At 71.2% G+C, this 26,418-nt stretch carries 16 protein-coding genes; 12 read left to right on the top strand and 4 right to left on the bottom strand.

Going from position 1 to position 26,418, the window contains the following annotated elements:
• Nucleotides 1-2: 2 nt before the first annotated feature.
• The 8 genes from ACIBQ1_RS03530 (at nucleotide 3) to ACIBQ1_RS03495 (ending at nucleotide 15,610) form a co-directional block, all read left to right on the top strand.
• Entirely contained in the window at nucleotides 3-1,163 is a 1,161-nt protein-coding gene (locus ACIBQ1_RS03530; RefSeq protein WP_397274364.1) for a hypothetical protein, read from the top strand.
• Nucleotides 1,144-3,060 (top strand): hypothetical protein, encoded by a 1,917-nt coding sequence (locus ACIBQ1_RS03525; RefSeq protein ID WP_397274363.1) that lies wholly within the window; start codon nucleotides 1,144-1,146, stop codon nucleotides 3,058-3,060. Before ACIBQ1_RS03530 ends, ACIBQ1_RS03525 begins: the two co-directional genes overlap by 20 nt.
• Nucleotides 3,057-4,226 (top strand): hypothetical protein, encoded by a 1,170-nt coding sequence (locus ACIBQ1_RS03520; RefSeq protein ID WP_397274362.1) that lies wholly within the window; start codon nucleotides 3,057-3,059, stop codon nucleotides 4,224-4,226. The genes ACIBQ1_RS03525 and ACIBQ1_RS03520 overlap by 4 nt, the downstream gene beginning before the upstream one ends.
• Nucleotides 4,223-4,765, top strand: coding sequence for a hypothetical protein (locus ACIBQ1_RS03515; RefSeq protein WP_397274361.1), 543 nt, complete (start codon nucleotides 4,223-4,225; stop codon nucleotides 4,763-4,765). The genes ACIBQ1_RS03520 and ACIBQ1_RS03515 overlap by 4 nt, the downstream gene beginning before the upstream one ends.
• Nucleotides 4,762-6,408, top strand: a complete 1,647-nt coding sequence (locus ACIBQ1_RS03510; RefSeq protein ID WP_397274360.1) for a hypothetical protein — start codon at nucleotides 4,762-4,764, stop codon at nucleotides 6,406-6,408. The genes ACIBQ1_RS03515 and ACIBQ1_RS03510 overlap by 4 nt, the downstream gene beginning before the upstream one ends.
• Nucleotide 6,409: 1 nt before the next feature.
• Nucleotides 6,410-8,545, top strand: coding sequence for an ATP-binding protein (locus ACIBQ1_RS03505; RefSeq protein WP_397274555.1), 2,136 nt, complete (start codon nucleotides 6,410-6,412; stop codon nucleotides 8,543-8,545).
• A gap of 373 nt (nucleotides 8,546-8,918) precedes the next feature.
• Entirely contained in the window at nucleotides 8,919-15,158 is a 6,240-nt protein-coding gene (locus ACIBQ1_RS03500; RefSeq protein WP_397274359.1) for a hypothetical protein, read from the top strand.
• A 23-nt stretch (nucleotides 15,159-15,181) separates the two neighbouring features.
• Complete coding sequence (locus ACIBQ1_RS03495; protein WP_397274358.1) at nucleotides 15,182-15,610, top strand: hypothetical protein; 429 nt, start codon at nucleotides 15,182-15,184, stop codon at nucleotides 15,608-15,610.
• Here the strand turns inward: ACIBQ1_RS03495 and ACIBQ1_RS03490 are convergent.
• From ACIBQ1_RS03490 to ACIBQ1_RS03480, 3 genes are all read right to left on the bottom strand, one after another.
• A complete protein-coding gene (locus ACIBQ1_RS03490) occupies nucleotides 15,504-16,289 on the bottom strand; it encodes a BTAD domain-containing putative transcriptional regulator (RefSeq protein WP_397274356.1) in 786 nt (261 codons plus the stop codon). The two genes, ACIBQ1_RS03495 and ACIBQ1_RS03490, sit on opposite strands and share 107 nt — an antisense overlap.
• A 119-nt stretch (nucleotides 16,290-16,408) precedes the next feature.
• Nucleotides 16,409-16,615, bottom strand: coding sequence for a hypothetical protein (locus ACIBQ1_RS03485; RefSeq protein WP_397274355.1), 207 nt, complete (start codon nucleotides 16,613-16,615; stop codon nucleotides 16,409-16,411).
• A complete protein-coding gene (locus ACIBQ1_RS03480; RefSeq protein WP_397274354.1) occupies nucleotides 16,612-17,379 on the bottom strand; it encodes a BTAD domain-containing putative transcriptional regulator in 768 nt (255 codons plus the stop codon). Before ACIBQ1_RS03480 ends, ACIBQ1_RS03485 begins: the two co-directional genes overlap by 4 nt.
• Nucleotides 17,380-18,054: 675 nt before the next feature.
• Between ACIBQ1_RS03480 and ACIBQ1_RS03475 the strand changes: the two genes are divergently transcribed.
• The 4 genes from ACIBQ1_RS03475 (at nucleotide 18,055) to ACIBQ1_RS03460 (ending at nucleotide 25,398) form a co-directional block, all read left to right on the top strand.
• A complete protein-coding gene (locus ACIBQ1_RS03475; protein WP_397274352.1) occupies nucleotides 18,055-20,166 on the top strand; it encodes a serine/threonine-protein kinase in 2,112 nt (703 codons plus the stop codon).
• A gap of 327 nt (nucleotides 20,167-20,493) precedes the next feature.
• Nucleotides 20,494-22,341, top strand: coding sequence for a LamG-like jellyroll fold domain-containing protein (locus ACIBQ1_RS03470; protein ID WP_397274351.1), 1,848 nt, complete (start codon nucleotides 20,494-20,496; stop codon nucleotides 22,339-22,341).
• 1,809 nt (nucleotides 22,342-24,150) lie between these two features.
• Nucleotides 24,151-24,804, top strand: coding sequence for a hypothetical protein (locus ACIBQ1_RS03465; RefSeq protein ID WP_397274350.1), 654 nt, complete (start codon nucleotides 24,151-24,153; stop codon nucleotides 24,802-24,804).
• Between the two features lie 168 nt (nucleotides 24,805-24,972).
• Nucleotides 24,973-25,398, top strand: coding sequence for a hypothetical protein (locus ACIBQ1_RS03460; protein WP_397274348.1), 426 nt, complete (start codon nucleotides 24,973-24,975; stop codon nucleotides 25,396-25,398).
• A gap of 12 nt (nucleotides 25,399-25,410) precedes the next feature.
• On the opposite strand, the gene ACIBQ1_RS03455 is transcribed toward ACIBQ1_RS03460, so the two are convergent.
• Complete coding sequence (locus tag ACIBQ1_RS03455; RefSeq protein WP_397274347.1) at nucleotides 25,411-25,827, bottom strand: tyrosine-type recombinase/integrase; 417 nt, start codon at nucleotides 25,825-25,827, stop codon at nucleotides 25,411-25,413.
• Between the last annotated feature and the right edge of the window lie 591 nt (nucleotides 25,828-26,418).

The raw sequence follows: 26,418 nt of genomic DNA, 5'->3' as shown, positions 1-26,418 counted from the left end.
ACATGACGAGTACACATCCACCGGACCTGCAGCGGCTCACCTACTTCTACGGCCAGCAGCTCGGCCCGTACGACCTCCAGGGCGAGCAGGCCTACCTGCTGGAGAAGCACCGGATGGCCAACCGCTACCTGCACGGCTGGGGTGTCGTCCGCGGGCTCGAGGTCACCGCGCTCCCCGGCTCCGACCCGAAGAAGGCGAGCCCGCGCGTGGTGCTGCGGCCGGGGCTGGCGCTCGACTGTCACGGCAACGAAGTGCTCGTGCGCCGGCCGATCGTGGTCGACCTGCTGCGGGAGCTCTCGGACGCCGATCGCAAGCGGCTCGAGAAGGGCACCGACGCGGTCTGGCTGTCGGTCTGCTACTGCGAGCAGCCGGTCGACCCGGCCCGGCCGTTGTACTCCGACGTCTGCGGCATCCCGGCCGACTGCGCCTACGCCCGGATCCGCGAGACGGTCGCCGTCAAGGTCGGCCTGACCCGGCCGGGCGCGCCGGACAACTGCGAGTCCTGCCCGGGCAACTGCCCCGACCCGTGCGTGGCCCTGGCCCGCATCACCGGCGTCGCCGCCGGAAAGCCGGTCACCGCGGCGCAGATCGACAACGGGGTCCGGCGGATGCTCGCCCGCCACCAGCTCACCACGATCACCGGGATCAGCTTCACGCACGGCGCCACCTACCGCCGCGACCTCGCCAACCGCCTGCTGAACCAGGGAATCGAGGTGCGGTTCTCCGGCCTCGTGCGGGTGGACTCGCTGACCGCCGACGTGGTGGAGGTGCTGGTCTACACCGGGGGCAGCGACGTGGCCGGAAACATCTACCACAAGCGCGTCCGGTTCGGGAAGTTCCCGCCGGACGACTTCGTGGACCGGTTCGTCGTCACACCGGCGGGCAACGACTCGCTCAACGCGGCCGATCGGGTGGTGGTGCGGATCAAGGCCGACTTCATTCTGGACCGCTGCTGCCGGGCGGTCGACGGCAATCACATCGGCGGGCGGATCCCGCTGCTGCCCGGCTACGACGACTTCGCGGCCGAGCGGCCCAAGGGCTGCGAGGTCTCCCCGGACCGGCCGGGCGCCTGGGTCTCCGGCAACGGCAGTCAGGGCGGCACGTTCGAGGCCTGGTTCCGAGTCGAGCGCAGGAGGGAAAACCATGACCGCGACGGTTACTGACCCGTCCACCCGCGACTGCGGCGGATCGGCGCGCACCGCCGGTTGTCCCGGCGGTTGCGGCTGCGGCGGCGGCGAGGCCCGGGCGCCGTCGGGCGGCTACACCCGGCCCCGGTTCTTCGCCGGGCAGGTCCTGCTCGACGACGACCTCGCCGCGATCGAGTCCTACGTGGTGGGCAAGAACCGCCTGCACAACCGGTTCCTGCACGGCGACGGGGTGGTCTGCGGGCTGGACGTCACCTGCCACCCGTGCGGCGGCGGCACGGCTCTGGTGAGCAGCGGTTACGCGCTGGACTGCGGCGGCAACGACATCGTGGTGCCGTGCCGCGAGGAACTCGACATAGTCGACATGATCCGGCGCCTGCGCACCGCCACCAACGGCGGCTTCGACTGCGGTCCTTGCGAGACGACCACCGGCGAAAGCGACACCCGCTATTGGCTCTACGTCCGCCAGATCGAGCAGCTCAGCGACCCGGTCGAGCCGTACGCCACCGACGCCGGCTGCGGCCCGGCCGGCTGCGAACCGACCCGGATCCGCGAGGGCTACCGCTTCCTGCTGCGTTCCCACCGGTGCCCTGAGCCGGTCGACGACCTTCTCGGCCGGATCCTCGCCTGTATCGGCTCGCACCAGCGGTTGCCGCAGGTCCTCGCCGCCGGTCGCTGGGTGCGGCTGCTCGGCGACCGGCTGACCATCGCCCTCACCGCGGCGCAGGCGCAGGCGGCGGCCGCCCCGGACCTGACCGCCCCGGAGGTCAACCGGGTGCAGGCGTTCGCGACCGGCGCCGCAGACGCACTGCCCGCCGGCACCCCGGCCGAGGTCGCCCGCCTCGTCGACGACCTCAGCGCCACCGCCGCCCTGGTGGTGCGGGCCCGGACGATGAGCGCCGCGGCCCGCAAGGCCGCCGGCCCGACCGACGACCAGATCGACGCGGCCGCCACCGCGCTCGCCGACGCGGCGCGGAAGCTCACCGACGCCAAGGCAACCGATCAACTGGACGCGAGCGCGAAACCCTTCGCCGAGGCGAGCTTCCGGACCGCCACGCGCGCCGCCGGCCTCCGCTCCGGCCAGGCAATGGCGGGCGACCTGACGCTGCTCGGCAAGGGCGTCGCGGTCGACAACCGGCTGCTGCGCGACGCCGTCGGCGAGCTGCGCCGGCACCGGCAGCTGCTGCTGGAGGCGGCAAGCCGGCCCGGAACCACCGACTGCCTGCTCGCCGCCGACGTGGCCGCGGTACGCATCCCGGAGGTCAAGCGGGTCCCGGACGACAGCGGCGAGGGCGTGCCGGAGGACCCCGCGGAGAGCAAGGCGCTGGCCGACGCGGCCGAACGGCTCAACCGGCTCACCATCCGCTACCTGATCTCCTGCGCCTGCGCGGCCCTCAACCCGCCGTGCCGAGACTGCGCCGATGACGCGGTGCTGCTGGCCGCCATCGACGTGGAGGACTGCGTCGTGCGGAAGATCTGCCAGGTGTCCCGCCGCACCGTGCCCAGCGGTCCGGCCCTGCGCTACTGGCTCAGCCTCGACCGGCTGCCCGCGCTGCTGGAGAAGGCGTGCTGCCCGGAAGAGGTCGAACGCCCCGTACCGGTCGAGCGTCCGATCGAGAACCGGTTCCTCTCCGCCGTCGCCGCGGCACCGGCCGACGATCGCCTGCGCACGCTGATCGAGCTGGGCCGGGCCGTCGTCGGCCCGCAGCCGCAGGCGGAGGCACTGCTCGACCGGGCGCTGGAGCTCGACCTCCCGGCACAGCAGCAGCGTATCGCCACGCTGGAGACCGAGCTGCGAGAGCGGATCGAGGAGGTCCACAGCCGGCTGGCCGAGCTGCGGGACGAGCTGGCGAAACTGCGGCGGGCGCCAGCGGCGCGGCCGGCCGCGCGGAAGACCGGAGGTACCAAGCCGTGAGCGTCCAACCGGACCGTCCGGTCTTCACCGAATCGCAGGTGCTCGCCGCGGCCGACCTGACCCTCACGGTCGATCACGCCGCGGCCGCCCAGGCCCGTCATGAGCGGACCCTGCACACCTGGGGCATCGCCGCCGGACTCCGGCTGGTGCCGGCCCGGGAGACCCCGCCCGGCGGGGGCACCGCGTTCGTACGCGTCTCGCTCGACCCCGGGCTGGCCATCGACGGCACCGGCCGGCAGATCGTGGTGGCCGCCGCGCAACAGCTGGACGAGGGACTCTTCGAGCAGGTCAACGGCACCGCCGTGACGCCCGGCAATCGCACCACCTGGTTCCCGGTCTTCCTCACCGGCCGCGACCAGGATCCGCCCGCCTCAGGCGGCACCACCAGCCTGGCCTGCGGCGGGCAGACCGCGGCCACCCGGGTGGTGGAGGGCTTCGAGATCGGCTTCGGCCGGGCCGGCGACGAGCAGGACCTCGACCGGGCTGACGTCCCGCCGATCGACGAGGGTCCCGGCCGTCCCGGCAGCACCCCTTGGCGCGTGCTGCTCGGCTTCGTTCAGTGGAACCCGGACATCCATCAGTTCAACGACGTCTGCACCACCGCCAACGGGGTGTCGGTGCGATACGCCGGGGCCCTGGCCGACGAGGTGGCCGCCCGCAGCGGGCGGCTTGAGCTGCGCAGCCGGGCGGTGCCGGCGCTGGGCACGCCGGCCGCGGTGGTCGACGAGCAGGACGGCGGCCGCATGTATTTCGGACTGCACGACGGCCAGGGGAACGTGACCCCGCTGCTGACGGTCACCGGGACAGGCGATGTCACCGCGACCGGCACGATCCGCGGCCGGCTGACCGACTTCGGCGGGGTGCTGGTGCAGTCCGGCCGGGCCACCGACGGCATGGTGCTGCCGCTGCCGGACGGGATCACCGCCGACGAGGTGAGCAGCGGCAAGGTGGTCCTGCACACGGTGGTCGTCCCGCACGTGCCACCGTCGGCGGCGCCCGGCACCAAGGTGTTCTGGATCCCGGCCCGCTGCGACGTCGACGCCGACCGCCGGCTGCACTGCCAGGTGACCTGGTTCGGCGGCTTCACCGCGGCCGACCGGGAGACGTTGCCGGCGAGCTGCGACTACGTCGTGCTGGCCACGGCGGCGAGCAAGGCGGGTCCGTGATGGCCGGGCGAATGATCGTGGTCGCGGTGCGCCGCTCCGGCCACGCGGTCGGCGCGATCACCATGGCCGCTGGAGCTACGCCCGCGGTGGCCGACGTCGCCGGGGCCGCCGTGCCGTACCGACTGGCGCCGGGCACACCCGTCTTCGATGTTCCGGCGGCGGATCTCGCGGTGGCCGAGGTGGAGTTCGACGAGCGCGTGTTCCAGGACGTGAAGCGGGCGCGGATGCTGTTCCCCGGCGGCTCGGAACAGTCCGCGTCGCTGGCGTTCGTCAAGGCCGGCACGGTCGAGGTCGAGGTGGACCCCGAGGAGGACACGCTGGTCATCAAGGCGCCTGGGTCTCCCGGCGAGGACGTTCCCTTCTGGGCCTTGATCCAGCCGCAGGAGAACGGCCCGTCGTCGGTGGTCACCGGCGAGATCCCCAAAGGCGGGGTTCAGAGCGAGCCGGTGGCCCACGGCCTGACCAAGGGCGACACCTACTCGGCGCTGGTGCTCGTGGCTGGATTGACGGCGCACCAGGAAGAGATCACGGTGCCATGACCGACGTGGAGATCCGCCGATGTGTCGTCCGCGTGGTGCGCCAGGACGGCTGGAGCTGGGGCGCCGATCCCCGGAGCCTGCTCGACGACGTCCTAGCGGCGATACCGGGGATGATCGACGGCGTGCTGGCCGACGCCGTTCCATCAGCGGCCGAGGGCGAGGTGCGCGAGCCGGTTCGGATCCGGATCCCCGTGCGGGCGGAGGAGTTGCGCTCGCTCGCCGTCCCCGCCGGTGACGGCATGCCCGGGCGGGTGGCTCGCCGCCTGGCGGCGGCACTGAGCGACGCACTGCGTCAATATCTCGCCGCGCCGGCGACGCTTGCGCTGGTCGAGGCGGCCCCGTCTCCCGCCTTTTCGGGTACGGGCGGAGAGCACCCGCCACCGGCACCGTCCACGCCGGAGCAAGCCGGTCCGGCGGTGCTGCGGGTGCTGCTGACCTGGGAGCGGGCCGGTCGGCTGGCCGTGTTTCTCGAACGGCTGCCGGAACCGGTTCTGCGGGCCTGGCACCGGGCCCTGACCGACGGCTGGCAGGCGCCACCGACGCTCCTGGCCACCACCCGGGATATCGCCGAGGCCGTCGCCGAGGTGCCCGAACCCGATGGGCCGGCCGCACCGGCCCGGTGGCGCGCCCGCATCGCCGCGCTGGTCACCGCCTCGGCGCGGTCCGGCACCGCGCCGTCCCAGCCGGCCGTCCGAGCCGCCGTCGACGCCCGCTTCGGCCCGACGCCCGGCGGTGTCGCCGAGCCGTCGACCTCGGCCGCCGGCCGATCGGCAGGGATCCCGCCGGCGCCGGTGTCGCCATGCACGTCCCGGGTCACCGTGGACATGCTGCCCGGCGTGGCCCGGGAGGGTTCGGCGCTGCCCTTCCTCGTGCTGGCCGAGCTGTCCCGGATCGGCTGGATCGACGCGTTCGAGGCCGCGGTGGCCGCCGCCGACCTGACCGGCCACTGGCCCGCCCTGGCCGCCGCCCTGGCCTTCAAGGTGCTGGACGAGCCCGGCCACGGCTGGCGCCGGACCCCGCACACGCTGGCCTCGGCGGCGATGTTCGCCGGGGTGCCGGCACCGTTCGTCGAGCACGCCCTGCCGCCGGCCGCCGAGCTGCTGGCTCCGCCGCTCGACGCGGTCCTGGCCGACAACCTCGTGGCCGGGCACCGAGCCGGCGAGCCGCTGCTGGTGGTCCCGGCCGGCGGCGCGGTCCTCCTCGACGGTGACGGCCTGTTCCCGATCGCGTGGGCCGACCGCCCGGACGGCCTCCGCGGCTGGATCGACGCCTGTCCCGGCTCGCCGGTCCCGGACGATCATCCCCGGCTGGACCGAGCCGCGCGCGTGCTGGCCGCTCTGCGGGCCCGCCCGGCCTCGACGGTGGCCCCGCTACCAGGACTGGAGCGGTCGCTCACCTTGGCCGCCGGGGCCGCGCTAGCGTCGATCGGCCACACGATGTGGGGTCCCCGGGAGGACACCGACCCGCTGCTCACCCTGGAACGGCTGCACACCCTGCACGCCGTCGCCCGCCCCGCCGGGAATGTGCTGCGGATCGTGCTGCCACTGGGTGGCCGCTACTTCGCGCTGCGGGACCACGGCCTGCTCGGCGTGGTGCCGGACGTGCCGTGGCTGCCCGGTGCCCTGGAGATCGTGGGTGGCTGAGATGACCGCCGCCGTCGCCCCGGACCGCTACGCACTCGCCGCGTCGCACCTGCGGCTACGCCTGGCGGTGGTGAACCGGGCGCTGCGGGCCGCCGTCGCCCGCCGCGCCGCCATCAGCGCCGGCCTGGACCGGCCCGACCTGGCCGCGGTCTGCGTAACCGACCGGCAGGTGCACGTCCTGCTCGACCACGTCGACGCCGCAACGTCGGCGGAACGCGGCCCGGCCCCACCCGCTGCCCCACCGCTCGACCCGGCCGAGGCCGAGCTGCGCGAGACGGCCGCCCGGCACGGCCTGACCTTGCCGCTCGACGAGCTGGCCGGCCACTTCGGCCTGTCGCCCGCCGAGACCGACGCGGTGCTGCTGGTCGCCGCGGCGGAGCTGGACCCGGCCTACGAGCGCATCTACGGCTACGTCCTGGACGACCTGGGCCGGCAACTGCCGTGTGTCCAGCTCCTCGCCGAGGCCGGCGCCACCGGCCCCGCCGACGCGCTGCGGCGGCGCCAATGGCTGGGCCGGACCGGGACCCTGCGCCGGACCGGGTTGCTGATCGACGCCGGCGCCGCGCCGACCGAGGCCCGGCAGCAACTGACGCCGGCGCCCGGTCTGCTCGACTTCCTGCTCGGACACCCGGCCGACCTGCCCACGATCGCCGCCGACCCCGGCGCATTCGACCCGCCGCCCACCGCGCCGCTCGGCCTCGGCGTCGACCCGGAGCGCCTGGCGCGCGCCGCGGCCGCGCTGGCCGGCGGCGGCATCCAGGTCGTGGCGGTCTGGCAGCCCGGCGACGCGGCCCCGCTCGTCGCCGAACTGGCCCGCCGGGCCGGCCTGCCCGTCCGGCGGCTGGACGCCGGCACCCTCCCGGCCACGGCAGTGGTGCGGGCCGCCCTGCGCACGGCCAAGGCCACCGGCGCGATCCTGTGGGTGAACGTGCCCGAATCGGACGGCCCGGCGAGCGAGCGGGCCGAGACGGTGCTCGCGGCCGAGCTGGCCGCCAGCACGGTCCCGGTCTGCCTCACCGGCCCGGCGCCGTGGCGGCCGCCCGAGCTGCTCGCCCGCCGCCCCACCATCGAGCTGGAGTTCCTGGTTCCCGGCCACACCGAGCGGGTGGCGATGTGGCAAGCCACCGCGCCACACGCCCGCCCCGCCGACCTGGACCGCTTGGCGGCCCGGTTCCGGCTCGGCGGCCAGGACCTCGCGGCCGTCGCCGCCCTCGCGCACGCGGAGGCGTACGCCGCGAACGGCGACCGCCCAGCGGTGGAGGTCCGCCTGGAGCGCGCCGCCGCCATGGTTTCCCAGCGCCGCACCTCGAGGCTGGCCGTCACCGTCCACCCGCGCCGCTCGGCCGACGAGCTGATCCTGCCCCCCGGTGAGCTGCGGCAGGTGCTGGAGGTCGCCTCGTTCTTCGACGCCTGGCCACGCGTGGCCGAACGCTGGGGTTTCGCCGGCAGGGCCGGCGGACGCGGTCTCAAGGTCCTGTTCACCGGCGAACCCGGCACCGGCAAGACCCTCGCCGCCGAGGTGATCGCCGCCCGGCTGGGCCTGAGCCTGGTGACCACCGACCTGTCCCGGATGGTCTCCAAGTGGGTCGGCGAAACCGAGAAGAACCTCGACACGGTCTTCGCCGAGGCCGCGGCGAGCAACGCGGTGCTGTTCTTCGACGAGGCCGACGCCCTGTTCGGCAAGCGCGGCCAGGTCGAGCACGGCACCGACCGCTGGGCCAACCTGGAGGTCGGCTACCTGTTGCAGCGCCTCGAATCCTTCGACGGCCTGGTCATCCTGGCGAGCAATCTGCGCGACAACATCGACCCGGCCTTCACCCGCCGCTTCAGCGTGGTCGTCCACTTCCCCCGCCCCCAGCAGGACGCCCGCGAACGGCTGTGGCGACACGCCTTCCCGCCCGAGGCCCCACTCGCCGACGTCGACCTGCCGGCCCTGGCCACCCTCGACCTGACCGGTGCCGGCATAGTCGCCGCCGCCCGAACCGCCGCCCTGCTGGCCGCCGACGCCGGCGCCACCGCGATCACCATGACCCACGTCGTGCACGGCATCTCCCGCCAGTACCAGCGCGAGGCGCGCATGCTGCGCCCCACCGATCTGGGCCGTTACGCCCCGCTCCTGGACCCCGGCCATGGCTGAGCGGACTCAGGCCGTCCGCACGCCTGCGACGACGCCGGCGATGCCCGGAACTGCCCGTGCGGACAGCACGACGGTCCAGGCGCCGGACGTCATGCCGCTGGGAAACGCGGTGCACGCCAGGCTCCAACCGACAGCACCGGCGGAAGCCGGCAACGGTGTCCTCGCACGGGTCCGGGCGGACAGTCCGGCGGACACTGAGCCGCCCGCGTCGGAGCAACGCCGGGAGCCGGGAAAGTCCGAAGCCCGCAGACCGGCGCGACCGGCGCCACGACGTACGGCGGAGGTCGGGAACGAGGCCATTCCCCGGCTCAGCACTCCTCGGCAGCTCGTCGAGGCCGCGCGGGCCGCGGCCAGACGACTGCCGCACCCCCGTGTGTCCCCCACCAGGGCGGCCCGCGAGCTCGTCGCCGTCGCCGGATCACCCGGCCGCGAACAGCTCCGTTACGTCGGCGGCCGGCGCCTGCCACGCCGCAAGCCGATCCGGCCCGTCGACATCGACCCGGTTCCGGAGAGCACGGCGCGGATCGCCGCCGCCCTGGCCGCCCGGCTGCCTCCGCTGGAATTGCCCGTACTCCGACGCATGCCGGACGGAACGGTGCCGCAGCTGGCCGGTGAGTTCATCGACGAACTCACTCGTGGGCAGGAGTTGGCGCCCGACGTGCTCTCGGTCCAAGCCGTCGAGACACGCCTGAATCGAAGTGCAGGCGCGGCGACAAGTCAGTTCAACGCCGCCGAGCGGGACCGATCGGCGCAGGCGTCGGCCGATCTGGTCGAAGGCGAACGATCCGCAGACGCACGGCCGGCCGCCGTCCCCCGGGTCCTGGTGGACTTCCGGGAGCCGCCGGGCACGCTTCCGCCGCTTTCCCGGCAACTGGCGGACAGTCGCGATGTCCTGCAATCGCTGGCTCGCGTCTCCGCCCAGCTCTCGGACACGATCGGCGGCATCGTGCAGTCCGCCCGTGAGACGGCCTTCCCGAAGAACCGGATCGGCACCCGCTACACCGGCATCTCGAACGAGATGACCGCACCGCTGGAGAAGCGGCTCGAAGCCAAGATCGGCGAGCTGGGCCACGCCATGGGCGTCTCACAGACGGAACTTGCCACCGTGGTCGAGGCACGGCGTAAGGAGCTGGAAAATATCGCCGCCGGCCGCCGGACGGAGGCCGGTGCCGGGGCGCAGGAAGCCGTGGACCACCTCGTCGCCGAATCCCATAAGAAGGCGGCTGCCGGTGCCGCCGGCGCCGCACGCGCCGATCGAGACCTGGTCCGCCGGCTCAAGGCCGCACTGCGCTCGTCCAAACCCGAGCTGGTCCGCGAACTGGTCGCGCGGCGGCTGTCCGTCATCCACGCCGACGTCGCCGCCGGGCGATTGGCACTCGAGAAGGCGGCGGCACATCGCCGTGAACTGCTGGACCGGGCCGAGCAGGCCTACCTCGACGCCTACGAGGCCGCCGACTTCGCGGCGCAGCAACGCATGCCGGAGGAGGACCGGCACGGAGTCGACGAGGGTGACCAGGTCTGGGTCGATGTCGCCGCCGACGAGTTGCGCGCCGCGATGACGCGACGGCGAGACCAGACCGCCATCTCCAAGAACGCCCTCACGACCGAGCTCGACGAGGCCGGCACGGCCGCCACCGCGGCCCTGCACGCCTGGGCAGACCGGCGGACGCGGTCGGTCCTGACCGCCGAGCAAAGCCACGCCCGGGAAAGCGAGAACGCCGCCGCACAGGCCCGTGCGATCGACGAGGCTCGTCAGAAGCAGGCCGAGGCCGCTACCCGGGAGCAGTTGACCGGGCAGATCCGGCTCGTGGCCGCGATCCAGGCGGAGGACGCGGCCGCCCTGTCGGGCGAGACCTCCGATCAGGCGGAGCGTATCGAGGGGGCCGCGGCGAACCAGATGCGTGACCTGCTGGCCGCGGGACAGGGCGATCCGATCGAGGCCATCGCCATCGGCATCCGCGCTCAATTCAGCGCGGCCGAGATCCCCGCGCGGGCGGAGGAGATCCACACCAAGGTGTACGCCCTTCAGCCGGACACGTATGCCGACATGGTCACTCTCGGTGACGTGATCTTCCCACGCGGCGCGGGAGACCTGGCGACCAGGGTGGACACCCTCTGGCGCGCGTTCGAGGGTCCGGGAACCACTGAGGACAACGTCTACAGCGCCATGGAAGGCCTCGACCAGAGGCAGAGCAACCTGCTCGCGGCCGCCTACGGCATCAAGCACGACGAGTCGCTCAAGGGCCGGATCGAGAGCGAGATGAGCGGTGACGAGAAGGACCGCGCGCTCGCCCTGCTCCAAGTGGACACTCTCAAGCTGGCCACGGCGATGATCAGCCAGTCGGAGCATTGGTACGGGAAGGACCCGGAGAAGGCCCTGGCTGCGGTGCGGAATCTGCCACCGGCCGAGGCGGCGAAGCTGGCGGCCGACCCCGAGACCATGAACCGCCTCAAACGGGTGCTCGGCGGCTGGACGAGGAAGGACGACAGCAGCTTCGCCCGGGACGAACGAGGCGCGACCCAGGTCGCTGTCATGCTCGAGCTCAAGCAGGCCCAGGCGGCACGCGAGGCGGCCGGTCCCGACCGGCCGATGACCGCGGCCGAGCGTCACCTGCAGGCTCGTGCCGACGCCATCGAAGCCGACCGGGCGATCCGCCGCGAGGGCAGGACCGCGGATCTCGACGCGCTGTCCCGCGTCTACGACCGGATGCGCCAGTCGCTCCGAGCCGATCCGCGGGCCGCAGCAAGGTCGACCGAGGAGTTCGAGGCCGAACTGCGCCGCCGGATCCGCGCGATGGAGAACGCCTACCAGGCGGAGTTCGGCAGGCAGCTGCGGACCGTCCTGCAGGAGCGGGTCGAGAGCGGCGCCGGGCGCGACATCGCCATGGCTCAGCTCTCCGTCGACACCGCGGCGGAACTGGCGGGTCGCCTGCAGCTCGCCCAGCAGGGCTTCTTCTACGCCTCCGACCGCGACATCAACAAGGCGATGGCCATGAACTACGACCGGGCCCTCGAGGAGGTCGACCGGTGGAACCAGCTCCGGGAGCAGGTGGCGGCGAAGACGGAGGAGCTGGTCGCGGCGGCTCAGCGGAAACCCGGGAAGCCCCCGATCACCGAGGAGGAACGGGCGGCCTACCGCAAGGAAGCCCGTGAGGTCGTCGCGATGGCGGAGGCCGAGCGCAGCTTCGCGCGGGTAAGCCAGAAGTTCGGCGCCCGCTACGCCGAGGACTGGGGTGGCGATCCGGCGACCGCGCTCGAGACAATGCTCATCGACCAGACCCAGTTCGGCGGCGAGAAGGAAGCACTGGCCCGTCTCTCCCACGGCGGCGGCCTGACCGTGGCAGAGCAGGTCCGGTTCGCCGTGACCGGCCCGGGAATGGACCGCGATGAGGTTCTCGGAGCGCTGCAGGAACGCACGACGGAGCAGCTGGAACGGATCGACGCGGAGTATCAGCGGTACGGCGAGGAGCACGGCGAGGATACCGACATGAAGGCCCGGCTCAAGGACGAGTCGGGCAGCTGGTCGGATGAGACCGGCGTGCAGGGCCTGGAACGTAACGCGTTCGACGTCCGCGAAGCGCTGAAAGGGATACCGGTCACTCCTGAGGAGAAGTTGAAGGCGGCCAAGCGGCGCCTGGAATTCGAGGAGGTCACCTACTTCCGCGGCAACCCGCTGGGGCGGCAGATGGTCGTCGGGTTCGAGCTGGCCACGATGCGCGACCAGTATCGCCGGGCGGACGAGGCGTACACCGCGCTGTCCGAGGCCACCAAACGGGTAGACGCCATCGCCATCCGGCAGGCGCGCGGCGGATTCGCCAACGCGCAGGCCGGTGTGATGCTCGCGGCCGACGCCTACCGCAAGGCCGTCGACGAGCACGTCGAGAAGACCGTCAGGATCCTCTCGACCGTGGCCGCCATCATGGCGGTGGCCATCGTCGGAACTCTCTCACTCGGTGCGGCCACCCCGCTGGTCGCCGCCATCGCGGCGTCGCTCGCGAGCACGGCCATGTCGATGGCCGTGAAGACCGACATCCTCGGCAGCGCGTACGGGAAACAGCAGGTCACCGAGGACCTGATCGTCGGAGCCGTGGATGTTGTCGTCTCCGCGCTCACCTACCGGCTCGGCGACATCCTGCTTCGCGTGCCCGCGCTGAAGGCCGTTCTACCGCCGGGCGCGCCGGTGACGAAAGAAGCCATGCAGGCCGCCCAGAAGGCCCTGTCTCTCGTGCGGCAGAGCCGCCCGGCAATCGCCCGCGCAGGTGCCTCCATGGTTGAGCAGATCGTCCAGGGAGCACCGTCCGCCATGACGGCAACGTTGCAGGACCGGGCCGCCTGGAAGGGAGATATCGGGACCGCGGTGCTGCAGTCCGGCGCTACGGCCGGTGGGACCAACATCGCGATGGCCACCGGAATGAAGGTGGCGGGCTCGGGATTGTCGTTAGCCGGCCGGACCGTCAAATCGCTGTTTCGCGGCGGCAGCCGCGAGATCGACCTCGCCGGCGGACGGTCAGCGGTCATCGGCGCGACTCCGAAGGAACGGCTGGCCCTGCAGAAGGAATGGCTGGCGATCTTCCCGGACCGGACGCCCGCCGACTTCCGCGCCGCGCTGGAGAACGCCCGGGTGGCCGCCGGCACTCTCGAGGAGGCCATGCGCCTCCGGCGACGCGAGATGACCACCGAACTGCTGGCCGGAATCCCGGCGGCCGAAAGGTCACGGCACCTCGACACACCGGTCATCGTGTTGACGGACGCCGAGTTCACCGCCCGTACCGGCAGCGTGTCCCGCGGCCAGGCGGCGACGCTCGTCGTCGACGGCCGGCCGGTGGTGGTGGCCCGCGAAGGGGCGCCACTGACCGTCCTCCGCGAGGAGGGCAAGCACGTCGCCCAGATCCGCGATCCGGCGAATGCCGCCAAGGTCGCGCTCCTCAACGAGAACCGCAAGGTGGCGTGGGCCTCGCTCTCCCTGGAGGAGAAGGCCGCGGCCTGGCGGGCGAAGCTCGACCTCGAACTGGAGGTGCAGCAGCAGATCCATGCGGAACTGGAGACACAACTAGCTCGGCCGGACCTTACGGCGGAGCAATGGGCTGCGTTCCGCGACCGCCTCGACGACGCGGCCGCGGCACGCGAGGTCATGGGCAGACGTCGCGCCGAGCTCGATCAACCAGGTGTGGCCGGCCAGTCGCCCCCGCACTACCTCAACGAGGAGCCACGGCTTTTCAGCAAGGCCAAAGGACCGCCGACGGAACCTCCCGTGACCAAGATCGATCTGGAGGCGACGGACAATCCCGCCATCACGATGGAACCCGTGAAGATCGACAAGGACGGCGTCCGGACCCGGCTGGTCCACGTCACCACGCCCGACGGCGTCCGGCTCGTCTCGGAGTTCACTTGGGACGAGCGGGGCTTCTGGTACCGGCCGGAGGCGGCCCAGATCGTCGAGGTCACGAAGGACGGCAAGAAGCGGTGGCGGGTCCAGCGATGGCTCGAGGTCTTCCTTCCCGAACGAGGCGAAATCCGCGTTGCCGAACAACGAGCGCAGAGCTTCTCGAAGGAGGAGGCGGCCGAGAAATTCCTCGAGAAGCTGGCCGGCGAGCCGCCGACCAAACGGCGATGGAGTTTCGTCGGGGAAGCGGGCCGGACGGGTGGTTACATCTCCGAGATCGCGGCTCGGACGGAGAACGCCCGATGGATCGCCGAGGTCAAGGACGGCAACAAGCGGGTCCAGTTCTCCGCGCAGGAGGGAGGCGGCCAGGGGTTCGACGACATCGTCTTCACGTTCGCCGGAGACGGGGTCAACGTCAGTTCCGCGGCGGACCTTCACGAGATCAAGGACTATCCCACCCGAGCCGTGCAGAGCTTGAGCGCCGTGGAGAAGAACCTGAACGCGAATCTGGCGAAGGCCCGATCCGGCCTCCAGACACTTCTCGATCGGCTGGAGATGGAGGGGGGTGAGCAGGCGGCCGGCATGACCAAGGCGGAGCTGCGGGCTGCGCTAAAGGCGCTCAACGACAAGGACTACACGATCACCTTGCGGATGCCCAAGGGCGGTAAGGCGAGCGAGCGAGTCACCTCGAAGTTCACCTCCGGCCGGGCGGTGCCACTGGCCGGGCGCGAAGAACACGCGTTGGCGTTCTGGATCTCGGAGAGATACCGCCTGGAGGGCGGCGCCCGAGCGGAACAGTTCAAGACGCTCGCCCAGGGGTACACGGGCGAGACCGTCGAGTCCATCCAGATGGCGGACGTTGTCGTTACCGCGCAGCGTCAGGCCGGTTCACCGGTGAACGGCACGGTGAGCTGGTCACTGAGCGGCACACACCTGGTGGACGAGGCCGGTCCGCTCGTGGTGATCCATCCGGTCGGCGGGGCCGGGGGAGCGTTCGATGCGCGCGCGGCCGCGGACCGCATCCTCGACGCTGCGGCGACTCCCCGCCTCGACAAGGCCGGGAAGCAGGCAGACTCCCGCGTCATCGTGGCCTATTCGTCGCTGAATGACGCGCAGGCCCGGCAGCTGCAGCGGGCACTCGAAACGCGGGCGGCGCAGCGCAAGCTCGAGGCGGCGGCGAAACGTTGCTTCACCGTGGACTACCCGCCGCCGCCGAAGCCCGCTAAGTGATCTTGATCCGGAAGGAGGCCGGCATGGAGATCAGGATTCTCGACCCCCACCTGCCGTTCGTCGAGGTGGATCAGGCGTTCACGGCGGCCGGATGGCATGGCGGAGCCACGGTCGCCATCCCCCCGCTGGTCGCCGGTGAACCGGAGTTTGCGGCCTGGCGTCGGCGCGGCACGGTTGTCCGCTACGACGCCGATCCGGTGGTGTGGCTGCGGGCCTTGCGGATCGACGGACCGGAGCCCGTTCCGGATCTCCCGCGGCTGAACGCCGCCGGCATCGCCGTGTTGCTCGACGGCCCGGATCGCGCCGGCCGACTGCTCGGCGTTCTCGCCATCGGCGAGCTCGGCCTCATCGACCCGGCACTGCTGGCGAAGGTTCGCCGACTGGCCACGCAAGGCGATCCGCTGGTCGCGCCGGCCAGCCGGGCGGTCCTGCGTTCGGCGGCCGCCCGCTGACGCCGGCGGCGCCGCGCCGGATGGGCGCCACCAGCGCGGCCATCCGATCGGACGGCGTCAGGCCGAGATCGTCGCCGAGCAGCCTCGCGTACGCCGTGAACTGGCGCAGCGCCTCACTGCGATTTCCCTCGGCCAGGTGGGCGCTGATCAACAGGCGGTGGGCGCTCTCCCGCAGCGGATCGGCCGCGACCGCGGCCAGCGCCACCTCGATCGCCTCCATCGTGCGGCCGCGGTCGATGAGCTGGTAGCCCAGCAGCTCCAAGGCGTGCAGCCGCAACTGGCGGACGCGTTCGCGTTCGATGATGACCCAGTCGTCGCACCAGTCGGGCAGGAGTTCGCCGGTCAGCAGGTGGTCGGGGCAGAGGTCCATCTCGCCGGGGTCGCGCACGACGGTCTGCGCGTGCGCCAGTGTCTCGTGGACGTCGATGGCCAGCGCCGGGGACAGGTGCAGCGACCCGGGCGTCGCGGTCACCACGTCGAGGCCGAAGCGGCGCACCTGCCACAGTGCCGAGCGGAGGCTGGCGCAGGCGACCTTCTCCGGCTTGTCCAGCCACAGGTTGCCGGCGGCGTAGGCGCGCAGCACGGGGCGGTTCTGCAGCGCCAGGAAGGCGAGCACCCGCTGCGCCCCCAGCGGCAGCGGCACGGGGCGCCGGCCGGCGGTGAGCTCGAAGCCCTGCATCAGCTGAAGACGGAACGGTCCACCAGCGGGTACCATCGGCGTGGCCTCCGATCGCGGTCGGCGCGGTTCATCCGCGGCTCATCGTCCAGCGCGAGCGTCACCACTCCGTCCGCGCAGCGTCACCGGGACGCGGCCCAGAGCGCCAGCCATTCGGCCACCGCGTCCTGGATCTCGGCGGCGCTGGCCGCGGCGGCGATCTTGTCGGTGCCCCTGCTGATATCGAGGCTGCTGCGGAGCCGGGCCCGCAGTCCGCTCGGCTCGCTCCACACTGTGATGACCATGACACCGGTGGTCGGCCCGATGTCGCCGTCCGCAGGCCCGTTCATCTGCCGGAGTCTGCCGGGTCCGCGTCAAGCTGCCGTGGCAGGACTCGTAGTGGACTGGGTGGGAAGAGGTCGGTGGCCGGCTGAACGCCGAGCTCGCGCTGGATCAGATCACGGTACGCCTCGTGGGCACGGCGGGCCACGCTCCTGTTGCCCTCGGCCAGGTGGGCCTCGATGAGGACGCGCTGGGCGCTCTCCCGCAGCGGCTCAGCGGCGACCGCCAGCATGGCGGCCTCGACGGCCTCTGCACCGCGGCCGGCGAGGATCAGCCGCCGGCTGAGCGTCTCGAGGGCGTGCAGCAGGCGCTGCCGGAGCCGTTCGCGCTCCATCATGATCCAGCCGTCGTACCACCCGGGCAGCAGGTCGGGCACCTCCGGCCAGGATGGCGGGATCCGCAGGTCGTCGGCGGTCGCGGTGCCGCGGATGAGCCGGGTGGCCCAGTCGCTGACCGTGTGCAAGTCCACGGCCACGCCCTCGTGCAGGCGCAACGACCATTTGTCGGCGGCGATGAGGTCGATGCCGGCGACGCGCAGCCGCCACAGGGCCGACCTGAGGTTGCCCGCCGACCGCATGCCGTCGCCCTCCGGCCACAGCTCGCCGGCCAGACAGCGCCGCTCTACCCTGGTCCGGCGCAGCGCGACGTAGGCGAGAACCCGCTCGCTGCTCTTCGGCGCCGTACAGCGCGTCCCGCGCATCGTCACAAAGGGCCCGTCGAGCAGATGCACCGTGGTCATGGCAGGGGTGGGTTTGAATGGTTGAGCAATCATGATCCCACCTTTCCGAGAAGCTGTACAGTAACGCGAGTATTCAATGTCACCGCTATGCCGCGGCAAGCTTTACTGCTTAATGCGACTTAAGTCGACCAACCGAAAGCACGAATTCGTGCCGGAAATGCACACACCCGAATACGTGGGTTGACGGGCATAACATGCTCCTCCGTGCCCCTGACGGGCATGTTCATCGTAGAAACCTGCCCAGCCGCACGCATCGGGGTCCGGCCAAGGGGTAACCCCGGGGTGGTCGCGGCGCGCCTCCCTGGGTCAGGGGAGGGTCGAGGACCCCTGGTCCTCGACGGCGCACAGGTCGGCGAAGAACGGCGCCGCGCTGGTGAACCTCCCGGCCAGGCCGATACGCCGCACACGGTCCAGCCAATCGCTGCGCTCATGGACTCCGAGCGGATCACCGACCTGAACATATGCCGAAGAGACCGACTCGGCGGCATCCTCCACGAGTCACTCACATGCGGCTTGAACCGCACGGATGGAATCTTCGACAGGCGCAGAGCCGAGTTGCAGGCAAAGGACGCCTTCCATGAGCGGAGGCCATGTGCCGGCGATGGACTCACGCGACACAACGCGGCACGCATCCCGCGATTCCCGACCCCCAGGTGCGTGAACGTGCGGAATCGCCGTTGATCTGCTGAACGTGTATCGTCGGGAACTATGTTCCGCCCCCTGCAAGCTGGCGAGCCGACCCAGCTGGGTGACTACCGCATCGTTGGGGGCCTCGGTGAGGGCGGGCAGGGCGTGGTCTACCTGGCCGAGCGCGCCTCGGGCGAGCGGGTGGCGATCAAGGTGCTGCATGCCAGGCTGGCGAGGAGGAGCGAGGCGCGCGGGCGTTTCTTACGCGAGGTGGACGCGGCCATGCGGGTGGCGGCGTTCTGCACAGCCCGCGTGCTGGACGTGGCGGTCGACGGCGACAGACCCTTCATCGTGTCGGAGTTCGTCGACGGCTCGTCACTGGAGGATTCCGTCCGCGAGCACGGACCCAGGTCCGGAGGCGCGCTCGATCGCATCGCGGTCAGCACGGCCACCGCGCTGGCGGCCATCCACCGGGCCGGGATCGTCCACCGCGACTTCAAGCCGTCGAACGTCCTGTTGGGCTCCGACGGCCCCCGGGTGATCGATTTCGGCATCGCGCGCGCGATCGACATGACCGCCACCGGCGGCTCGGTGGGCACCCCGGCGTACATGGCTCCCGAGGTGATCCACGGTGAGCCGGCGCAGCCCGCATCCGACGTGTTCAGCTGGGCGGTGACCGTGGGCTTCGCCGCGACCGGGCGCCCGTTTTTCGGCCAGGACACACTGCCTGCGGTCATGTACCGCATCCTCAACGCCCAGCCGGATCTGGACGGCGTCCCCGAGCCCCTGCGCGCCGTTCTCTCCCGCTGCTTGGCCAAGGCGCCGCCGGAACGTCCCACGGCAGCCGAGGTCCTGCACCTCCTCCTCGGTCACGGCCAGATCGTGACCAAGCCCGTCGGCGGGGACCCGGCCGCTCACCTGGCCGCAGCTCCACCAACGGAAGCTCCTCCGGCCGGAGTGGCACCCGCCTGGACACCTTCTACCGGCATGCCGTCAGCAGGACCGCCCTTCGCCGGGCTCGCCGGGACACCCGCTCCCGGAACGCCACCCGCCGCCCTCGACCCACGTCGCAAGCGGTCCAAGCTCCTGGTGGTGGGCTCGGTCTCCTCCGTGGCGGTACTCGTGAGCGTGATTGTGTTGGCCCTGCGGTGGGGAGCGAGTGACTCTCCATCAACACCCACGCCCTTGGCGACGACGGACATACCGTCGGCGACGACCAGCGTCGCCGCCCGGCCGTACGGCAGGAAGGTGGCAAATGTCACCCTCGGCGACGAGGTGAACACCCTGGCGGTAAGCATCTACACCGGACAGCGCGCGGTGCTGGCCGGCAGCACCAAGGGGGTGGCCAAGGTGTGGAAGTTCGACACGCACCCCAGCGAACTCGCCAAGCTGAAGAACTCCGGCGGCGAGGAGACGAACGCTGCCATCGACGTGGGCGAAGTGGACGGGCAGGCGGCCACGTTCAGGCGGCTGCCGAATGGCGCCGTCATCGTCTCCGGCGCGGAGAGCCTCGAGCCGCTCGGCCCCACCTACAAAGGCCACCAGAAAATGGTCTACGCGATCGCCCCGGCGCAGGTTTCGGGCAAGACGGTCCTGGTCAGCGGCGACGAGGCCGGAAAGGTCCACGTGTGGGACCCGAAGACGGGCAAGGACTCCGGACCCCAGCCCAAGGCGGCGGGCGGCGACCCGGTGTTCGGTGTCGCGACCGGCACGATGGACGGGCACCCGTTCGCGGTGACTGCGGCGGCCGACGACACCGCGCGGGTGTGGAGTTTGGAGACCGGCGCTCTGGGCGCCACCTTCCACGGCCACAGCGGTGATGTCTTCGCTGTGGCGACCGCCGTGATGGACGGCGCGCCGGTGGGCATCAGCGGCGGCTCCGACCGCAAGATCCGCGTCTGGGACCTGCGCAACGGCCGGGAGCAGACCTCGTTCTCCGGCCACACCGCCGAGGTCGCCTGCCTGGCGGTGGGCAGGGTGAAGGGCCGCGCGGTCGTCGCCTCCGGCGGGTTCGACGGGACCATCCGCGTCTGGGACCTGCGCAGCGGCAAGCAACTCGGCGACCCGCTGAAGTCTCCCGGTGGGCGCGTCTACTCGGTGGTGATCGCCGAGGACGACGGGGAGTCCTGGCTGGCCGCGGGCGACGTCAAGGGCAACGTCACCGGATGGAGCCTCGGCCCGGCCTCCCCTTAGAGACCCGGTCATGTAATCGTCAGGACGCGAGGCTGTAGCCGTCTTGCTGTCGGGCGAAAATTACATCCAACGGCCTGACCTGCGAGTCTTCTATACGCAAAGGTCACTTCTTGAGCAGGCGCTCAAACGGTGTTGAGCAGACACCCAGTTTGGGTTGATCGTCTGCTCAAGGACGCGCGCCGTGCCCGGCCGGCTGGGGTCGGGAGTGTGGCCGGAACGGGGCCGGAATCGGGCGCGCGTAGCCAGGGGTGAAAGGTTTCCCCGGAGGAAGGTGAGCGTTACCGCCCGGGGCACCACCGCGCCACGTGCGACGATCAAGGTGCTGACATGCCTCACCCCTCCCTCGGCCGCCGTGCCCTGCTGCAGGCGGCCATCGCCGCCCCCGCCGCCGGGACCCTCATCGGCGCAACCCCCGTGCAAGCCGCCACCGGCGGTGGCCGGTTCGACCGCGAGAACCCGCGTTTCACCATCGGTGTGCTCCCCGACACGCAGTACCTGTTCGACGAGGACCGCTCCGACCCCGCCCCCGTGCGCCAGACGTTCCGCTTCCTCACCGGCGAGCGCGAAAGCCGGAACATCGCGTTCATGACGCACCTCGGCGACGTCACCGAACACGGCACCGAGGAGGAGCTCGGCCTGGCCTCCGACGCGTTCAAGTCGCTGGACGGCCGCCTGTCCTACAGCGTCCTGGCCGGCAACCACGACGTGAACTCCGGCACCGACGACCAGCGCGGCGACACCGCCTACCTCAAGGCGTTCGGCCCCTCCAGGTACGCCCGGATGCCGACGTTCCGGGGCGCCTCGCCCGACGGCTACAACAGCTACCACGTGCTCGACGCGGGCGGCCGGAAGTGGCTGGTGCTCGCCCTCGACTGGCGCATCTCCGACATGGGCCTGCAGTGGGCGCAGGGCGTCATCGACGCCAACCGGACCCTGCCCGCCATCCTCACCACGCACGACCTGGCCTGGGCCGGCGACGACGGCGTGGCGGCGCTGTCGCAGCACGGGCAGCGGCTGTGGGACGGCCTCATCAAGCGCAACGACCAGATCTTCCTGACGCTCAACGGCCACTACTGGCCGCCCGGCCGCACGGTGCTGAAGAACGACGCCGGCCACGACGTCCACGTGCACGTCGCCAACTACCAGGACCGCTACTACGGCGGCGCGGGCATGATCCGCCTCTACGCCTTCGACCTCGTCCGCAACGTGGTCGACGTGGAGACGCTGTCGCCCTGGCTGCTGGCCCGCGACCCAGACGAGCGCACCCCGCTGGAGGCCGAGCATCTGGAGCTGACCGGCCCCGTCGACCGCTTCAGCATCGAGATCGACTTCGACGAGCGCTTGGCCGGGTTCGCCCCGCGCCCGACGCTCCCGTCCAGGCCCGCCAAGGCGGTGATGCCTAAGGGCACGGTGGCGTACTGGAGGTTCGACGCCGAGGGCCTGGCTGTGGCGGGCACGGACGGCGGGGTCGTCCCGGCCGGGGCCCTCGCCCGGGACCTGACGGGCGGCGGCAACGACCTGACCATGGAGCTGCTGCACGCCGGCGCCCCCGAGACGCTCAGGTGGTCGGCCGAGCACCACGAGGGCCAGCCCGCCCACGCCAGCCTCCGCTTCGACGGCGGCAGGAACCCGGACCGCGGGGCGGTGCTCAGGTCGGCGGCGAACGCGCCCATCAACGCGATGAAGTTCGAGTCCGGCTACACCATCGAGGCGTTCATCAAGCTGCCTGAGCCGTTCGAGGGCGACCACGCCTGGATGGGCATCCTGAGCTGGGAGGGCCGCAGCGGCGACGCCGGCAAGTCGAGCGGGTGGTCGCCCGACGAGCCCACGTGCAGCCTCAACCTGTCGCCCGAGCGGTTCCTGCAGTACGTCGTCTACCCCACCGACCGCGACGCCGACCCCACCTCGTGGAGCCACGCCCTCCCGGTGGGCCGCTGGATGCACGTGGCGGTGGTCAACGACGCTCACCGCACGGTGGTGTACGTGGACGGGTCGAGGATCGCCCGCAACCCATCCCAGCCGTCGAAGGGCATCTCGACCCTTGGCCGGCCGTTCGCCATCGGCGGCACGCAGTTCGCGCTGGCGTACGGGCAGGGCTACTACGGGTGGATCGGCGACGTGCGAATCGTCGGCCGCGCGCTCAAGCCACGGGAGTTCCTGACGCCGTTCGCGTGACGGCCATCCGCGCGGCACGCCCATGGGGGTGAAACGCGCGCGGCCCCGGCGTCTTACCGGGTAGCTTGCCTTGCCGTGCAGGCACGCCCGAAGCATCCACGACTCCGCCGCCGGTGCCGCGCGCTCGCCGCGGCTCCCATGCCCTTTCCCGGACCCAGCCATGCGCCCGCGCCCATGTCGCGCGTGCCGGCCCTCACGGCGTGCCTCACCGTGTTCCTCACCGTGGCGGCCTGCGGCGTCGCTGCCGGCTCTCACCGAGCGGCGGCGGCCTTGGCGCCGGCCACGTTCCGGGCGGTGATGTGGCCGATGAAGCCGAACCCCTCCACCTCGATCACGCCGTCCGGGCCCTGCAGGGTCCACTCGCCGTCCTCGCGCCACAGGCACAGGTCGGAGTCGTCCCAGGCCCTGTAGGGCGCGAAACCCGGGATGCGGCTCTGTCCTGCGGTTATCCGTCCCGTCTATGCGGCCTGCCGGTACTGGTTGAGCAGGCCGTCGGGTACCTGTACCGCTCGAATATTGAGTAAAGCGGCGTGGCGGTATTCGCTGATCGTGCCTGCGACGACGGGTTTTCGGCGGATGGATCGCAGTTCGCAGCCCTTCAGCTGCGAAGACTTCTCGGAAGGCGGAGGTGAAGAGCGAATCGTGATCGTGAATCACGAATCGTAGCCCCGCGATGCGTTCTCCCAGGTCCATCACCAGGTTGCGGACCTGCTGCACCGTCCATGCGCCGGTCGGATGCGCGGTCACTCCGGCCAGGTGCAGTCGCCGGGTTGCGTGCTCGATGAAGACCAGCGAATACAGCCGTTTGAGCAACACCGTCTCGACTACCAGGAAGTCGCACGCGATGATCGCGTGAGCCTGGGCGGCCGGGAACTGACTCCAGGTCGGCCCCCGGCGGGGCGCCGGACTGATACCGGCCGCGTGCAAGATTTCCCACACCGTGGAGGCCGCGATGTTGAAGCCCAGCCGGGCCGATTCGCTTTGGATTCGCCGGTGTCCCCATGTCGGGTTCTCCCGAGCCATCCGCAGGATCAGTGCTCTGATCGGCCGACGGGTGCCGGGCCGTCCCGGACGCCGCCGGTTGGTGAAGGTCCATTTGCATGCTATGGGGTTGCGATGCCAGCGCAAGACCGTAGCTGGGGTGACCGGAAACACCTCCGCCCACCGGCGACGGTGGACCAATCGCGACAACGCCGCCAGCCAGAGCCGGTCGGCGTGATCCCACCGCGGCCGGTCACCGAGTCGACGGCGGAGCACCTGGTTCTCGTGACGGAGCACCAGCAGCTCAACATCCTTGGACAGGTCAGCGCGGACCAACACCGCCAGCAGGCCGAACAAGCCCCTCATCAACCGGCAGACCAGCGACAACACCACCTCGCGATAGACGCAGCCACTGCCCTGATCATGCAGCAAAACCCCAGCTCACAGCACGAAACCGTGTTTCCGAGCGGGACAGGACGTCCGGAACCGAAGATTCCGCAGACTCCCGGACCAGCTTGCGCACCGGCCGGGTAGGGCGCTGCCCGAAATCCGCCTGCTGCCGACCCGGCACGGCCAACACCTCGTTGTCGTAGAGCGCATCGCCGGCTCCTCTTCGCGAGGCGCGTCCTGCGACGCTGACCTGCTGTGCTGTGCCCTGCCCCTTGTGCGGGCGAATTGTGCAGCGCCCGGTGGTCATCGCCGACTGAACGTCTCAATGATCAGCGCTCTTGCTGGTCAACAACTGGATCGAGATAACGGGGCGGAAGCGATCCGTCTTCTCAGAGGAGTCAGCGCATGTTAAAGGCATGGAGAACGACCGGTGCGGCCGTGGCCGTCACAGCCGCCCTGTTCGCCGCGGCACCGTCGGCCGCGAGCGCGGATCCCCCCGCGCTGTGGGCGACCGCCGACACCGACCTCGCGGAGCCGACCGCCGACACCGACCTCGCGGAGCCGACCGCCGACACCGACCTCGCGGAGCCGACCGCCGACACCGACCTCGCGGAGCCGTCCGCCGACGAGATCACCGCCCTCGATCCCGACGAGGCAGAGTGGTCGGCGGATGACGAGGAGTCCATCCTCCGCTCGGGGGAGGTGGACACGGCCCGCAGTAGCACGGTCGACCCCCAGAAGGCCTGCCTCTTCAAGACCATGGGCGATTACGTGCACGTCTCCAGCTCGGCCTTCGAGGCGTCGGGGCATGGCTGGTGGGTAGAGATCACCAAGTGCCCGCCCGGTACCCAGGCCTTGGTCACCGTCCAGTTGGAGCAGCTCATCAACGGCACCTGGATGCCCGCAGGCACCCCCGGCAAGGACAAGGTCCGCCCTGGTGGTGGCGCCGGCAACCGGGCTACCGGGCGCGCGACATGCACGAGCGCTGCGACTACGAAATGGCGTAGTGTCGTCGACGTCGACATCATCGGCATGATGGACCCCCCGGACACGTACACCACACCCGAAAGAGATGTCAACTGTAGGCACTAGGCGGCGACCTGGGGGCGACGTGGACACCATGCATGCGGCGCTGTACGGCGAACTCACACCGCATACCCTGCGTGACCGCCGCGTCGCCTCCTCCGACGCCTACAGCCTGTTCGTGGCGAGATCGTCGGCCATGGGCGGGCAGGCGAGGACGCGACCGGCCTGTGGGGCATGAACGACGCCGGCACGCCCGACCCTGGTGAGCGGGACGCGAGTAACCGCCGCTCCGGGCTCGGCCGGGTGGCCTGGTTCCAGGTGTCGGCCGATCCGGTTCCCGGCAGGCCGCTGCCAGTGCAGCCGTTCCTGACCTGCGCGGGCGATGTCGTGGCCCGGATCGGGACCCTGCGGCTGCAGGCGCTGCAGATCCTCTTGCCCGGCCGCACCATCGCCCCGTCCCTGTTGCTGCAGGACGCCGAATGGTTCGCTGACTCAGATCCGGAGGCACGGACGCGGGTGCGCGTGACGGTCGACGGCGGGCATGACCCGGCGATCTTCATAATCCATGGGTCGTGGGTTCAAGTCCCACCCGCCCTACCACGCCGACCTGCGGCTTTACACGAGCCTGTAGTCGCGTCATCTGATCGTGAGTCACGGTGAGCCACATGTGAGTCACGCCCCAGCCCGCTCCTTGTCGATCTTCCGATTGGTCGCCCGCACCGCCTTCAGCACCAACCGCGCGGTCGCCTTGGCGCTGTCGTGATACAGCTGCGGCAGCACCGAGACGTTGGTGTCGGCGGTCAGCACGATGCTCGCATGCCCCAGCGTGCCCTGCACCACCTTCAACTCCGTGCCCGACGCCAGTGCCAACGTCGCAGCTCCGTGCCGCAGATCGTGTAGCTGCACCGGCGGCAGCCCGCTCGCGGCCACCAGTTTGTGGAAGCGGTGCGTGAGATAGCTCGGCTGCACCGGCGCTCCGCTTCCCAGCGTGAAGATCGGGCTGGTCGGTGACCACCTCTCCCCCGGCAGCCGGCGCTGCGCACGCTCGTGCCGGCGCAGCAGCCGCGCGGTCTCCGGATCGAGTGCCAACGTTCGCCGGCTCGCCGCGCTCTTCGGCTCGCACAGGACCAGCCCTCATCGGTGTGCACCAGCTCATGGGCGATAGTGAGCTCGCGCCGCTCCAGATCGACGTCGGCCCAACGCAACCCAGTGACCTCCCCGCGCGTAAGCCCCCGCAAGGCCACCAGCCACCACAGCACGAACAGCGAATCCTCTCGCGCGAAGCGCAGGAAGGCGGCCGCTCTTCCCCATGCCGCCAGGCCGCCTCCCGACGAGCCGTCCACACCACCGGATGCAGCCGCATGTGATCCCAGTAGGCCCGGTGCGTGGTCGGCCGCAACCGCGACTCCACCACCGACAACCAGTACCGCAACCACTGCCCCACCGTGCACCCGGCAGAGAGCGGCCCCTCTTCCTCCGCCAGCAGCAGTTCACCGCCCGCACACCGCGCCTGCGAAGCCACCGCGCCGAACCCGCTCCCGCCGACCCGACGCCCCACAACCCGGGCCGCGAAATACCAGCTCCCATGCCCCCCTCGGCCAAACGGCCACAGCGACCATCTAACCGCCTGCCACTCGCCCCATCACTACACCCACACCGCTTGTAAACCACGCAGTGCCC

The sequence above is a fragment of the Nonomuraea sp. NPDC050153 genome (assembly GCF_044460125.1).
GTDB lineage: Bacteria > Actinomycetota > Actinomycetes > Streptosporangiales > Streptosporangiaceae > Nonomuraea.
This window is presented reverse-complemented; position numbering and strand designations above follow the sequence as displayed.